This is a genomic window from Streptomyces coeruleofuscus (genome assembly GCF_039532725.1).
GTDB classification, from domain to species: domain Bacteria; phylum Actinomycetota; class Actinomycetes; order Streptomycetales; family Streptomycetaceae; genus Streptomyces; species Streptomyces coeruleofuscus.
Genome location: NZ_BAAASE010000005.1, coordinates 619043 through 632617, shown reverse-complemented (window position 1 = coordinate 632617; position 13575 = coordinate 619043). Strand labels below are relative to the sequence as shown.

Genomic DNA, 13575 nt, shown 5'->3' with positions numbered 1-13575 from the left:
GGGGGCGAAGAGGTCAGGCCGCTTCGGCGGCCGTCGCCTCGACGCCGAGGCGTTCGAGGAGCCCGGCGCGCAGTGCGGCGAAGCGCGGGTCGGTGATGTCACGTGGGCGGTCCAGGTCGATGCGCTGCTCGTGGGCGATGACGCCGCCGTCCATCACCAGGACGCGGTCTGCGAGCAGCACGGCCTCCTCCACGTCGTGGGTGACGAGGAGCACCGCGCAGCCCCGGCGCTGCCACAACTCGCCCACGAGCCGCTGGGCCTTGATACGGGTGAGGGCGTCGAGCGCGCCGAACGGCTCGTCGAGCAGCAGCAGATCGGGCTCGCGCACCAACGCCCGTGCGAGCGAAGCACGTTGGGCCTCGCCACCGGAGAGCGTCTTGGGCCAGGCGTGCGAACGGTGACCGAGGCCGACCTCGTCGAGGGCCTGCTCGGCGACGGCGCGTTCGGGCTTGCCGGGCAGGCCGAGCAGGACGTTGCGCCAGACCTTCTTCCACGGCATCAGCCGGGGCGCCTGGAAGGCGACGGCCTTGCGGCGCGGCACCAGCACGGTGCCCTCGATGTCGCGGTCGAGCCCGGCGAGGATGCGCAGCAGCGTCGACTTGCCGCAGCCGCTGCGGCCGAGCAGGGCCACGAACTCGCCCGGCCGGACGTCCAGTCGCAGGTCGTCGATGACGGCACGGCCGTCGAAGGCCCGCGTGAGCCCCTCGACATGGACGGCCTGGGGGGTCACCGGCCGGTGAACGTGGGTCGCCATTGCAGCAGCAGCCTTTCGAGGGAGCGGACGATGAAGTCGGCGAGCAGGCCGAGGAAGGCGTAGACGACCAGGCAGACCACGATCACGTCGGTCCGCAGGAAGTCCCGCGCCTGCACCATGAGGAACCCGATGCCGGAGTCGGCGTTGACCTGCTCGGCGAAGACCAGCGCGAGCCAGGCGATGCCGAGCGAGTAGCGCAGACCGGTCATGGCGTTCGGCAGCGCACCGGGGAGGACGACGTGCCGCACGAGCCCCCACCGCGACAGCCCGAGGGACTCCCCGGCCTCGATCAACTGGGCGTCCACGCCCCGGATCCCGGCGTAGACGTTGAGGTAGAGCGGGAAGGTCACGCCGAGCGTGATGATGGCGACCTTGGGTGCCTCGCCGATGCCGAACCAGATGATGAACAGCGGGATGAGACCCACGAACGGCACGGTCCTCAGCATCTGCACGGGCGCGTCCACCAGGTCCTCGCCGATCCGGAACAGGCCCGAGAGCAGGGCGAGTCCGGTGCCGACGACCAGACCGAGCAGCAGCCCGGCCGCGACCCGCTGGAGCGAGGTGCCCATGGCCGCGGGCAGCGAGCCGTCGGCCACCATGTCCCCGGCGACCTGGGCGATACGGCCGGGCGAGGCGAGCACGTCCGGCTGCAACGCGCCCGTGCTGCTGAGGAGTTGCCACAAGGCCAGCAGCAGGACAGGGCCGGTGGTGCGGCGGAGCCAGCGCGGGACGCGGGTGCGGCGGGAGGAGGCGGGGACGAGGGGCTGGAGGTCGAGGTCGTGAGCCGATATAGGCGAAATATCGGGTTCTGATGACGTGGGTGGGGCATGACTGATGCTCATGAGGACTCCACGGGGGAGAGCGTGGGCGGGAGGAGGCACGCCTCGCCGCCGCCGCACCCACGGGAGCGGGGGCGCTCAGCGGGCAGGCGGAACCAGGGCGAGGGAACCCGGAAGTGAGGAGAGGGAGGGCGTCAGCAGCCGCGGCGACACGCGGCGGAGGCCACCCGCAGCAGGTCGATGTGACCGCGCGTGGTGAGCAGGGCTGAACGCAACATGCCATTGAACCTAGCCAGGTGGCATGCGCACGGTCAACGGGCGTCTCGTCCAGTGGACGCCTGTACCGCCACCCGGGCGGGGGCGATCGGGTGGAGTCCGGCTCGTGCGTCAGGATGGGGGCATGTCAGATGTCTTCACCACCCGAGTTCTGAACATCAGCACCGGTTCCACGGAGAGGGTCGTCGACATCTCCGGCGACTGCGAGTCCTTCCTGCGGGAGGCGGCGGCCGGGCGGGACGGCCTCCTCAATGTCTTCGTCCCGCACGCGACAGCCGGAATCGCCGTTCTCGAGACCGGTGCCGGCAGCGACGACGACCTCCTGGCCGCACTGCACACGCTGCTGCCCGCCGACGACCGCTGGCAGCACCGGCACGGCAGTCCCGGCCACGGCCGCGACCACGTCCTGCCGGCCCTCGTCCCGCCGCACGCGACCTTGCCGGTGCTGGGCGGCCGGCTGGAGCTCGGGACGTGGCAGTCGGTGTGCCTCGTGGACACCAACAAGGACAACCCGGAGCGGAAGGTGCGGTTGAGTTTCCTGGGGTGAGCGCGGTCCGCCCGGCCGGAGCCGCCCCGGCACGGCGCCCGAGCGGCTCCGGCGCACCGTGACGCCCGACCGTAATGCCCGTATTCTCGTCAATGCCAGATTCTCTTCCGAGCAGCGGATGATCGCGGGCGCAAGCGAGGCGAAACGTGGTTCGGTCCGGCGAGGAACCCAAGCCGGCGGGACGTGCGACTGACGGCACGGGGCCCGCCCGGCTTCGCGAGCGGTTTCTCCAGGGCGAGCAGGTCGACGCGGGAGTCCGGACGTCCATCCTGAACTCCTGGCAGCGCTGCCGCTCCCTGGGACTGTCGCCGGACACGAGCGACCTCCCCTACCGGGAGGACTTCGACCCGGGGGGCCGTATCGTCCGCGCGGCCGTGCCGGTGCTCGACCGGCTCCAGGACGCGTTCTCCGGCAGCCAGGTCAACATCTCGGTCGCCGACGCGAACGGGACGGTCCTGCTGCGCCGGTTCGGGGACCCGGCGATGGCCAGGAGCCTCCCGGCGATCCAGCAGGTCCCGGGATTCGTCTTCGCCGAGCAGGTCGCCGGCACCAACGGCATCGGCCTCGCCCTGGCGGAGCGGCAGCTCATCCGCGTCTACGGCGCCGAGCACTTCGCGGAACGGTCCCAGGGCAGCGCCTGCGTCGCCATGCCCGTCCGTGACCCGCTCAGCGGACGCATCGAGGGCGTCCTGTGCTTCGGCTATCCACGTGGTTTCGAACAGCCCGCGCTGAGCGCGGCGATCCGCCGGGCGGCCGAGAACATCGAGCGGCGGCTGCTGGGGCAGAGTTCCGCGCACGAGCGTGCCCTGCTGCGCACGTACCTGGCCACCGGGGGCGAGGGCGGCCTGCGCCATGGCGTGGCCCTGGACGCGCTGACCGACGTAGTGCACCCCCGTGACCAGGCGATCCTGAGGGAGAAGGCCGCCGAGCTGATCTCCCGCGGGCAGCGGGCCGCCGTCGAGGTGACCCTGCCCGACGGCCGGCGGGTGACGCTCGTGAGCCGCCCGATGGCGAGCTCCTCCGGGGTGCGGGGCTTCGCCATCGAGGCCGTGCTGCCCGGCACCGCGGTGGGGGAGGCCCTCGTCCTCCCGTACCAGGCGGACGAGCTGCCGGACCTCGCAGCCTTCTCGACCGCCCCACGGCCCGCACGACCGCCGATCACCCTGCCGTCCGGGCACCTCGCCGCCGCGTTCGGCGCGACGGTGGCGCCCGGCGGTGACCGGGGACCCGCGGAGGCCGGCGGTACCGTCCCGGCCGGCGGTGGCAGGGGCGGTGACCGGGGACCCGCGGGGATCGACGGCACCGCCACGGCGGACGGTGGCACCGTCACGGCCGACGGTGGTGGGGGCGCGGCGGACGGCGGCGGGACTTCGGCGGACGGCGGCAGGGGCACGACCGACGGCGGCAGGAGCGCCACGGACGACGGCAGGGACCCGGTCGGCGGCGGGCGCACGGCGGACGACCGCGCCGGCTCACCGTTCCCGGCCCGGGGGCTCGTGATGGTGGGGGAGCCGCACGTCGGGGCCTACGCCCTGGCCGCGCGCCGGCGCCTGGAACTGCTGTCCGAGGCCAGCACCCGCATCGGTACCACCCTGGACGTGCGCCGCACCGCCGAGGAACTCGCCGAGACGGCGGTCCCGCGCCTGGCCGACTTCGTGACCATCGACCTGCCCGACGCCGTCCTGCGCGGCGAGGAGGCCGCCGACCCCCTCGCCGACCTGCGCCGTACGGTCCTGCACGGCGTCCGCGAGGGCCTGCCCTTCACGCCGCCCGGCAAGCGCATCGACTTCGGCCCGACCGCGCCCCAGCTGCGCTGCCTGACCAGGGGCGAGGCGGTGCTGGAGCCGGACCTGAAGGCCGCCGCGGGCTGGCTCGCCCAGGACCCCGAGCACACCGCACGGCTGCTCGACCACGTCCACTCCCTCATCGCGGTGCCCCTGCTCGCGCGCGGTGTCGTCCTGGGCATCGCCAGCTTCTACCGCACCGGGAGCTCCTTCGGGGACGACGACCGCTCGCTGGCCCAGGAACTCGCCACCCGAGCCGCCCTGTCCATCGACAACGCCCGGCGCTACACCCACGAACGCACCATGGTCCTGGCCCTCCAGCGCAGGCTCCTGCCGCACGGTCTGCCCGACCAGGACGCCGTCGAGGTCGCCCACCGCTATCTGCCCGCCGAGTCCGACGTCGGCGGGGACTGGTACGACGTCATCCCGCTCTCCGGCGCGCGCGTCGGGCTCCTCGTCGGTGACGTCGTCGGCCACGGCATGCTCTCCGCGGCCACCATGGGCCGGCTGCGCACGGCGGCACGCAGCTTCGCCGAGCTCGACTTCTCCCCGGACGAGGTCCTCACCCACCTGGACAACCTCGTGGGGCGCCTGGACCGGGAGGATCCCGACGGCAAGGGCGCCGGCGTCATCGGCGCGACCTGTCTGTACGCCGTCTACGACCCGACCGCGCAGCGGTGCCTCATGGCGCGCGCCGGTCACCCGCCGCCCGCACTCGTCCACCCCGACGGCACCGTGTCCTACCCCGACCTCCCGGCCGGGCCCCCGCTCGGTCTCGGAGGCCTGCCCTTCGACGCGGTCGAGATCGACGTCCCCGAGGGCAGTCAGCTGGTGCTCTACACCGACGGACTCATCGAGGACCGGCACCGCGACGTGGACGTGGTCCTGGAGCAGTTGCGCGCGGCCCTGGCCCATCCGGAGCGCGCGCCCGAGGACACCTGCCAGGCCGTCCTGGACACCGTGGCGCCCGTGCATCCGCACGACGACATCGCCCTGCTCGTCGCGCGCGTCCACGCCCTGGACCCCGGCCGGATCGCCGCCTGGGAGCTGCCCGCCGACCCGGCGCTCGTCGGCGAGGTGCGGGCCTCCGCCATGCGCCGCCTGTCCGACTGGGGACTCGACGAGACCGCGTTCGCCGCGGAACTGATCCTCAGCGAGCTGATCACCAACGCCGTCCGGCACGGCACCGGGCCCATCCGGGTCCGGCTGCTGTACGGGCGCACCCTGATCTGCGAGGTGTCCGACGCCAGCAACACCGCCCCCCACCTGCGCCGGGCGGCCAGCACCGACGAGGGCGGGCGCGGCCTGTTCCTCGTCGCGCAGCTCTCGCAGAGCTGGGGCACGCGCTACCTGCCGGAGGGCAAGGTCATCTGGGCCGAGTGCGGGCTCGACGCCGCGTGAGGCGTCCGCCGACCCGCGTGGGAGTCTCAGCGGCCGAAAGGTGCCCGAAATGCTGTAATTTGATCGGGTGCGCGACGCTCCTGACACGCCGGTGAAGGCGGCTTCACCCTTCGGGCCGGAGCCCTTGGTCCGTATCCGCGGGCTCGGCAAGCGGTTCGGCGGGACCGTCGCGCTGGCCGGGGTCGAGCTCGACGTCCACGCCGGCAGCGTGCTCGCCCTCCTCGGACCCAACGGCGCCGGCAAGTCCACGCTCATCAAGGTCCTCGCCGGCGTGCACCCCGCCGACGCGGGACAGATCACCGTGGACGGCGAGCCCCTCGGCAGCTCTGCCGCGTCCCGGAGCATGTCCTTCATCCACCAGGACCTCGGTCTCGTGGAGTGGATGACGGTCGCCGAGAACATCGCCCTGACCAACGGATACGCCCGCCGGACCGGGCTGATCTCCTGGCGGCGCACCCGCGAGCGCTGCGTCGGGGCGCTGCGGATCGTCGCCGGGCACCTCGACCCCGACGCGCCGGTCTCCGGACTCGCGCCGGCCGAGCGCTCGCTCGTCGCGATCGCCAGGGCCCTGGCGGCCCGCGCGAGGCTCATCGTCCTCGACGAGCCGACCGCCCGCCTGCCCGCCGCGGACAGCGCCCGGCTCTTCGGCGTCCTGCACGACCTGCGCGACCGCGGCCACGCCATCCTCTACGTCACCCACCGCCTGGACGAGGTGTACGAGGTCGCCGACGCCTTCGCGGTACTACGCGACGGCCGCCTGATCAGCCACGGCCGACTCGCCGGCCACAGCCCCGCCCGCCTGGTCCACGACATCGTCGGCGAGGAGGACACCCCACCTACCACCCGCCCTGCCCGACCCTCACCTGCCACCCGCCCCGCCGGTCCCTCGCCTGCCGACGGCCCGGCCCGTCCCTGGCCTGCCGACGGCCCGGCCGCCACTCCGGCCGCTGCTCGCTCGGCACGGACTCCGGCTGCGGACCGCCCTGCCACGCCTCCGGGTGCTGACCGCCCTGCCACCCCTCCGGCTGCGGACCGCCGTGCTGGGGCTTCGGCCGCCGACCATCCCGCCCGGCCCCCGGCTGCCTCCCACCCCATCACCCCTCCGACTGCCGACCGCCCTGCCGCTTCTCCGGGTGTGGACCGCCCTGCCGGGGCTTCGGATGGCGATCGGTCAGCCAGCCCCCCGGCTGCGGACCGCCCCGCCGGCACTCCGGCTGCCGACCATCCCGTCGCCCCTCCGGCGGCAGCTGAACGCCCCGCCGGGACTCCGGCAGTCGAACGCCCCGCCCGGCCCTCGGCCGCCGCACAATCCGCCGGTACTCCGGCCGCCGCCCAATCCGCCAGGCCCCCGGCCGCCGCCCACCCCGCCGCGCCCCCGGCAGCCACACCCCCCGTCCTGGCCCTCGACTCCGTACGCACCCCCCTGGCCGGCCCCGTCAGCCTGGAAGTAGCCGCTGGAGAGGTTCTCGGACTGGTCGGGCTTTCGGACGCCGGGCACACGGACCTGGGGCGTGCTCTGGCCGGGGCCCGGCCGCTCCTCGGCGGGCGGGCCGTACTGCACGGGCGGCCCTACCGCCCCCGCACGGTCGCGGAGGCCGTCGCCCTCGGTGTGGGCTTCGTGCCGGGCGACCGGCTGCGGGAGGGCTGCCTCGCCGAACTGACCGTGCGGGAGAACCTCCTGGCCAATCCCCGTGCGGGAGGCCGGCCGGCGCCGCGCTGGATCGGTCCCCGACGGGAACGTGCCGACGCCGCCGCCCTGATCGAGCGGTTCTCCGTGCGCCCCCGCGACAGCGAGGCCCCCATCGCCACGCTCTCCGGCGGGAACCAGCAGAAAGTCATGATCGGCCGCTGGCTGCGGACGGGGCTGCGGCTGCTGATCCTCGAGGAGCCGACCGCGAGCGTGGACATCGGCGCCAAGGCGGCGATCCACTGCCTGCTCGACGAGGCGCTGTCGGCGGGCCTCGCGGTCCTGCTCCTGTCCACCGACTTCGAGGAGGTCGCGAGCGTGTGCGGACGCACCCTGGTCTTCGTCCGCGGATCCGTGACGGCCGAGCTGAGCGGCGGCGCCCTCACCGTCACCGGGCTCACCCGCGCGGCCTCGGCCATGTCCCCGTCCACGCCCGCGACGACCCCATGACCGAACCGCCCTCGCCCTCACCGCCCCGCGCCCGGCGCCTGCGCACCCCCGGCGGGCACCACATCGGCGCCTACGGCCTGCTCGCCCTCACCGCCCTGCTCTACCTGGTCTTCTCCCTCGCCCTGCCGGAGACCTTCCCCACGCTGGACACCGTCGACTCGATCCTCTCCAACCAGTCGATCCCGGCCGTCCTGGCACTGGCCGCCATGGTGCCCATCGTCACCGGCGCGTTCGACCTCTCCATCGGCTACGGCCTCGGACTGGCCCACGTCATGGTGATGCAGCTCGTCGTCAACGAGGGCTGGCCCTGGCCGCTCGCCTGTCTCACCGTGCTCGTCGGAGGGCTGGTCGTCGGCGTCCTCAACGGCGTCATCGTCGAGTTCGGCCGGATCGACTCCTTCATCGCCACCCTCGGCACCGGCAGCATGATGTACGCCGTGACCGGCTGGATCACTGACGGCAGCCGGATCGTCCCCGGCCCGCAGGGACTCCCGCCCGCGTTCACCGACCTCTACGAGTCCACGTTCCTCGGCCTTCCGGTCCCCGCCTTCTACGTGCTCGCCCTCGCGGGACTCCTCTGGCTGGTACTGGAGCGACTGCCGCTCGGCCGGTACCTGTACGTCGTCGGGTCGAACCCGCGCGCGGCCGACCTCGTCGGCATCCCGACCCGCACCTACACCGTCTACGCGTTCGCCGCCTCGGGTCTGATCGTCGGCTTCGCCGGGGTGCTGCTCGCGGCCCAGCAGCAGATCGGCAACCCGAGCGTCGGCCTCGACTACCTGCTGCCCGCCTTCGTCGGCGCCCTGCTCGGATCCACGGCGATCAAACCCGGCCGGCCGAACGCCCTCGGCACAGTCGTCGCCGTCGCCGTCCTGGCCGTCGGCCTCACCGGCATCGCCCAGCTGGGCGCCGACTTCTGGACGGTGCCGCTGTTCCACGGCGGCACCCTGCTCATCGCCGTGGGCCTGGCCGGATACGCCGCCCGCCGCCGGTTGCGCGGCGGCGCCGCGGCCCGCGACACACCCGCCGCGCCACCCCCGCCACCGTCCTCCGCCCCGCCACCTTCCTCGCCACCGTCTTCCTCGCCACCGTCTTCTCCGCCACCGACTTCCCCGCCACCGTCTTCCCCGACGCCGGAGGGCGGCACGACGGGCACACCCCCCTGAACCCCCTCGGCACGTCCCGCCGCGCCGATCCCCTCACAGGAGCTCCCGTGCACCGCAACCGCAAGGCCGCCCCCGCAGTCCGCACCGCGCGGCTCGCCTGCTGCGCCCTTCTGGTGACGGCGACCGCCCTCGTCGGCTGCGAACGCGGTTCGTCGGACGGCGCCGAGGAGACCGCGACGGGCCCGAGCGGCTGCCCCGACGTCCAGGCCGAGGCCCAGGCCGCCGTCACCCGGGCGGAGCGGACCGACATCCCCTGGGGCGGACCCACCACCGGCCCGGAGGCGGTGTCCGGCAGGACCATCGTCTACGTCGCCCAGACGATGACCAATCCCGGCGTCGCGGGCGCCGCGAGGGGGGTGCGGGAAGCCGCGCGGGTCATCGGGTGGGACGTCAGGGTGATCGACGGCGGAGGCACCCCGGCCGGCATCCAGGCGGCCATGAGCGAGGCCGTGGCCCTCAGGCCCTCGGGCATCGTCATCGGCGGCTTCGACCCCGACTCGACGGCACAGCAGGCCGCCCGGGCCAACGCGCAGCGCATTCCGCTCATCGGCTGGCACGCGGTCCCGGAACCCGGCCCCAGCCGGGAGCCCGACCTCTTCACCAACGTCACCACCCGCGTCCAGGACGTGGCCCGCATCAGCGCGCAGTGGATCATCTCCGACTCGAACGGCCGCGCCGGGGTCGTGCTCATCACCGACGCGTCGATTCCCTTCGCCAGGAACAAGTCCGACCTGATCAGGGAGGAACTCACCAGTTGCCGCGGGGTGCGGCTGCTCTCCGTCGAGAACATCCCGATCCCGGACGCGAGCAGCCGCACCCCGCGGGAGATCTCCTCGCTGCTGTCCCGGTTCCAGGACCGGTGGACCCACTCCGTGGCCATCAACGACCTGTACTTCGCCGACGCCGCCCCCGCCTTCCGCGCGGCCGGGGAGAAGGGCTCGGGGCCGCCCTACAACATCGGCGCGGGCGACGGCGATCCGTCCGCCTTCCAGCGCGTCAACAGCAGGCAGTACCAGGCCGCCACCGTGCCCGAACCGCTGTCCCTCCAGGGCTGGCAGATCGTCGACGAGTTCAACCGCGCCTTCGCCGGCCGCCCGGCCAGCGGGTACACGGCCCCCGTCCACATCGCCACGGCCGGCAACAGCGAGGGCGCCACGACCTGGGACCCGTCGGGCTACCGGGAGGCGTACCGGAGGATCTGGGGGAAGTGACGTCCGGTCAGGTGCCCATCCCTTCACGGAACATGCACGGAACCACGGGGGTCTCTTTAAGTTTCAAGCGCTAATCTCGCCGTCAGTCGAGTGGCCGCCGGGGGCTGATCCGAGCGGGGCCCGTTCCGCGGCGGCACTCGCACCCCCCACCAGGCACAGGAGACTGGGCGTGTACGACGGCGATGTAGTGGTGATCGGCGGCGGCTATGGCGGTGTCCGGCTGGCGAAGCGGCTGGACGGGACGGCCCGGGTCACGCTGGTGGACCGCAAGGAGGTCTTCTTCCACCGCGTCGCATCCCTGCGCGCGGGGGTGCGCCCCGAGTGGACGCACACGCCCTTCATCCCGTTCGACCGGTTGCTGCACCACGGCCGCGTGGTCGCGGGCAAGGCCGTCCGCATCGACACCGCGGAGCGGCAGGTCGTCCTCGCCACGGGGGAACGGCTGCCCTACGACGTGGTCGTGATCGCCACCGGCGCCGACTACCCCGAGCCGGCCCGCTTCGTGGGCACCACCGTCGAGGAGGCGGCCAAGTCGTTCGCCGAACACCAGCGGAACGTTGCCACGGCCGAGCACGTCCTCGTCGTCGGCGGCGGCCCCGGCGGTGTCGAACTCTGCGCCGAGGTCCGCCTCGCCCGGCCGGACGCCCGGGTCACGCTCGCCCACTCCGGACCGGCGCTGCTCGACTCCACGGGCAGCACCCGGCCGGGACGCAAGGCCCTCGCGTGGCTGGAATCCCATGACGTCGAGGTGCGGCTCGACTCGTTCATGTCGCCCGGCAACGACTTCGGCACCTACCGCGACGGCCGCGGCAACGTCATCGAGGCCGACCTGTCCTTCTGGGCCACGGGCACCACACCCAACACGCTCTGGCTCCGCCTGGCCGGACACGGTGACTGGCTGAACAGGGACGGACACGTCAAGGTCGACCGGACGCTCCGGGTCGAGGGCAGGCTGGACGTGTTCGCCGTCGGCGACGTCAACGACGTCAGCGAATTCAAGATCACCCCAGCCGCCCTCGCCCAGGCGGACATCGCGGCCCACAACATCCGTGCCTATCTTCAGAGTTCGGGCAAGCACCGCAAGGAGCCGCGCTCCTACCGGCCGATCCAGCGCACCCCGCTCATCGTGCCGTTCGGCCCCGCCGACGGACTGACCGTGCTGCCCGTACCGGGCGGCGAGTCCGCGGTCCTCGGCAGCCGCACCACCACCCTGGCCAAGGCGAAGACCCTCATGACGCCCTACATGCGGCGCCAACTCGGTTACACCGCGGCATGATCCCCGCACGGGCGGCATCACCCCGTGACCCCACCCCCGTCGTTACCCGCCGGTCACCCCTGGGGTAGGGTCCCCACCGTTTCCGGTTACCGGCTGATGGCGTGCCGGTACGGGGCGTGTCGGAGGGTGGCAAGACGATGGAATCCCAGTGGGGTGACGGCGGATCCGTGGACCTGGACGACACGCGGTTGGAGGAGCTGAGTCCCCAACCGCTGCTGACCCGGGACTACGAGACGCGCCCCGCGCTCGTGTACGAACGGCTGAGGCAGCAGCACGGCCCGGTCGCGCCGGTCGATCTGCTCGGCGTACCCGCCTGGCTGGTCCTGGGCTACCGCGAGGCGCTCCAGGTGCTCCAGGACAACGACGGCTTCCCGAAGGGGCTGGAGAACTGGCGGGCCCGCTCCGAGGGCCGGGTACCGGCCGACTGGCCGCTCGGCCCGTCCCTGGAGGTCAACCACATCCTGATCCAGGGCGGCCCCGGATACCGGCCGTTGCGCACCGCGTGGGACGTGGCCCTCAAGCCGTTCCAGGACCCGCGCCACCCCCAGGCCAAGCGCCTCAAGGCCGCCGTCACCGCCTACGCCGACGAGCTGATCACCCTGGTCGGGCAGGGCGGAAAGACAGGCGTGGCGGACCTGTCCGCACAGTTCTCCCGGCCGCTGCCGCTGATGGTGGCCAGTCATCTGCTGGGCTTCCCCGGTTCGCAGGGCGACGACGCGCTGATGGACATGTGGCGCGTGCTCGACGCGGGCCCGGACGCGGAGGCCGCACTGGAGCGCCTGCTGGCGACCCTGGCGGAACTGGCCGCGACGAAGCTGGAGAAGCCGGGCGACGACTTCCCCTCCTACCTGCTGGCCGCGCACCCGGACCTGTCGCTCGACCATCTGGCCCGCGAACTGTTCATGTTGCTCGGCATGACCTCCGACCACGTCGGCATCCTCATCTCCAACACCGTCGTGGAGGTCATCTCGGGCGAGGGCAGCGTGCGCGCCAGCCTGTCCGCCGGGATGGTCAGGGAGGCCATGAACCGGTCCGTGATGCGCAAGCCGCCCCTGGTGAACTTCGTCCCGCGCTTCGCCGCCGAGGACACCCGGCTCGGCAACTACACGATCCGGGCCGGCGACCCGGTGTGGGTCTCCTCGGCCGCCGCACACGCCGACCCGCTCTTCGCCGACCACGTCGCCTCCGGCACCACCATCAGCACCCGGGCGCACCTGTCCTGGGGGGCCGGGCCGCGCCAGTGCCCGGCTCGGGAGCTCGCCTCCACGGTCGCGGCGGCCGGTGTGGGGCGCCTGTTCGAGCGTTTCGACTACCTCGACCTGGCCCTGCCCGCCGACCAACTGCCCTGGCGTTCCTCGCCGTTCATGCGCGGCCTGCGCTCGCTGCCCGTGCGGTACGAACTCTCCTCGGCGCCCGCGCGGCCGTCGGCGAACGGTCTCGCGCCGGAGGCCGCCGAGGAGGTCCTGCCGGACCGGTCCGCCCGGCAGCGCTCCTCGCTGTGGCGCTATCTGACGGGCCTGATCCGCGGCGGCCGCTGACCGCGAGACCGGGTCGGAACGCCCATGCCGTATCCCCGTTCCTCCCGGTCCGACGGTGACGTTCTCACGCCGGACGTGTGACGATCGGTGCTGGTGCGCGGCTCCCCGCTCTGCGATGCTCGTCGGAGATCGAAGGAACAGGGCGCGAGGGCCCGCGGGACCGGGCAGGTTCACCTCGATGACCTGCCCGGTTCACACCCAGCCCGACTCCACAGCGATCCGCATCGCATCGATCCGATGGCGTCCGCCCGTCTTCCTGGTGATCGACGACAGATGGTCGCGGACCGTCGCCACGGACAGGCACAGCCGCTCCGCGATCTCCCGGGTGGGGCGGCCAGCGCGAACTCGGGGTCGACGAACCGCTGCCCCCGCACCAGCTTGCGCACCCCGTGGACCAGCCGGTCCGGCGGGGCGTGGGTGCTGATGACGCCCGCGACGTGCAGATCGAGCAGTCGTAGTGGCGGTCGCATCACCCACGCTCGGCGCGACCGCCGTCCTCACCGCGATGGGCCGGTGCCCCCCAGGCCCCCGGCGAGCCGGCCGCGGCGGGGCGCACGGTCCGCCTCCGCGCCAGAGCCACCGGCAGGGGACGCGTCGCCCACACCGAGGGCCACCACGACGACGCGGCCCCACCACAGACAGGCGCCTGCGCCCGAGCAGATCCGGATGAAGGCGACGGCCTCCGAGGACGGTCACATCACCCGTA

The 13575-nt window shown here is 73.3% G+C and carries 10 protein-coding genes; 7 read left to right on the top strand and 3 right to left on the bottom strand.

The features are described from left to right. Positions 1 to 13: 13 nt before the first annotated feature. From ABFX81_RS22225 to ABFX81_RS42230, 3 genes are all read right to left on the bottom strand, one after another. Positions 14 to 754, bottom strand: a complete 741-nt coding sequence (locus ABFX81_RS22225; RefSeq protein ID WP_086851781.1) for an ATP-binding cassette domain-containing protein — start codon at positions 752 to 754, stop codon at positions 14 to 16. Next, a complete protein-coding gene (locus ABFX81_RS22220; protein ID WP_086851779.1) occupies positions 727 to 1596 on the bottom strand; it encodes an ABC transporter permease subunit in 870 nt (289 codons plus the stop codon). Before ABFX81_RS22220 ends, ABFX81_RS22225 begins: the two co-directional genes overlap by 28 nt. Positions 1597 to 1727: 131 nt before the next feature. Further along, positions 1728 to 1811: a putative leader peptide gene (locus ABFX81_RS42230; RefSeq protein ID WP_349817350.1), complete on the bottom strand. Its 84-nt coding sequence runs from the start codon at positions 1809 to 1811 to the stop codon at positions 1728 to 1730. A 122-nt stretch (positions 1812 to 1933) separates the two neighbouring features. Between ABFX81_RS42230 and ABFX81_RS22215 the strand changes: the two genes are divergently transcribed. The 7 genes from ABFX81_RS22215 (at position 1934) to ABFX81_RS22185 (ending at position 12869) form a co-directional block, all read left to right on the top strand. Continuing rightward, complete coding sequence (locus ABFX81_RS22215) at positions 1934 to 2356, top strand: YjbQ family protein (RefSeq protein WP_086851777.1); 423 nt, start codon at positions 1934 to 1936, stop codon at positions 2354 to 2356. A gap of 146 nt (positions 2357 to 2502) precedes the next feature. Further along, positions 2503 to 5541, top strand: coding sequence for a SpoIIE family protein phosphatase (locus ABFX81_RS22210; protein WP_086851774.1), 3039 nt, complete (start codon positions 2503 to 2505; stop codon positions 5539 to 5541). A gap of 67 nt (positions 5542 to 5608) precedes the next feature. Continuing rightward, complete coding sequence (locus ABFX81_RS22205; RefSeq protein WP_346138541.1) at positions 5609 to 7678, top strand: ATP-binding cassette domain-containing protein; 2070 nt, start codon at positions 5609 to 5611, stop codon at positions 7676 to 7678. Continuing rightward, positions 7675 to 8844 carry an ABC transporter permease gene (locus ABFX81_RS22200; RefSeq protein ID WP_346138540.1) on the top strand — a complete coding sequence of 390 codons (1170 nt, stop codon included), beginning with the start codon at positions 7675 to 7677 and terminating at the stop codon, positions 8842 to 8844. The genes ABFX81_RS22205 and ABFX81_RS22200 overlap by 4 nt, the downstream gene beginning before the upstream one ends. Positions 8845 to 8891: 47 nt before the next feature. Then, positions 8892 to 10055, top strand: a complete 1164-nt coding sequence (locus tag ABFX81_RS22195) for a substrate-binding domain-containing protein (RefSeq protein ID WP_346138539.1) — start codon at positions 8892 to 8894, stop codon at positions 10053 to 10055. Positions 10056 to 10224: 169 nt separating this feature from the next. Continuing rightward, complete coding sequence (locus tag ABFX81_RS22190) at positions 10225 to 11331, top strand: FAD-dependent oxidoreductase (protein ID WP_086854081.1); 1107 nt, start codon at positions 10225 to 10227, stop codon at positions 11329 to 11331. 137 nt (positions 11332 to 11468) lie between these two features. Continuing rightward, the gene (locus ABFX81_RS22185; RefSeq protein ID WP_086854080.1) at positions 11469 to 12869 is read left to right on the top strand and encodes a cytochrome P450; all 1401 of its coding nucleotides are present in this window, start codon (positions 11469 to 11471) and stop codon (positions 12867 to 12869) included. The last annotated feature ends 706 nt before the right edge of the window (positions 12870 to 13575 follow it).

Excerpts from the sequence above, each read along its gene's own strand:
- ABFX81_RS22200 (WP_346138540.1), top strand. The coding sequence starts at position 7,675 with ATGACCGAACCGCCCTCGCCCTCACCGCCCCGCGCCCGGCGCCTGCGC.
- ABFX81_RS22220 (WP_086851779.1), bottom strand. The coding sequence starts at position 1,596 with ATGAGCATCAGTCATGCCCCACCCACGTCATCAGAACCCGATATTTCG.
- ABFX81_RS22215 (WP_086851777.1), top strand. The coding sequence starts at position 1,934 with ATGTCAGATGTCTTCACCACCCGAGTTCTGAACATCAGCACCGGTTCC.
- ABFX81_RS22225 (WP_086851781.1), bottom strand. The coding sequence starts at position 754 with ATGGCGACCCACGTTCACCGGCCGGTGACCCCCCAGGCCGTCCATGTC.
- ABFX81_RS22185 (WP_086854080.1), top strand. The coding sequence starts at position 11,469 with ATGGAATCCCAGTGGGGTGACGGCGGATCCGTGGACCTGGACGACACG.
- ABFX81_RS42230 (WP_349817350.1), bottom strand. The coding sequence starts at position 1,811 with ATGTTGCGTTCAGCCCTGCTCACCACGCGCGGTCACATCGACCTGCTG.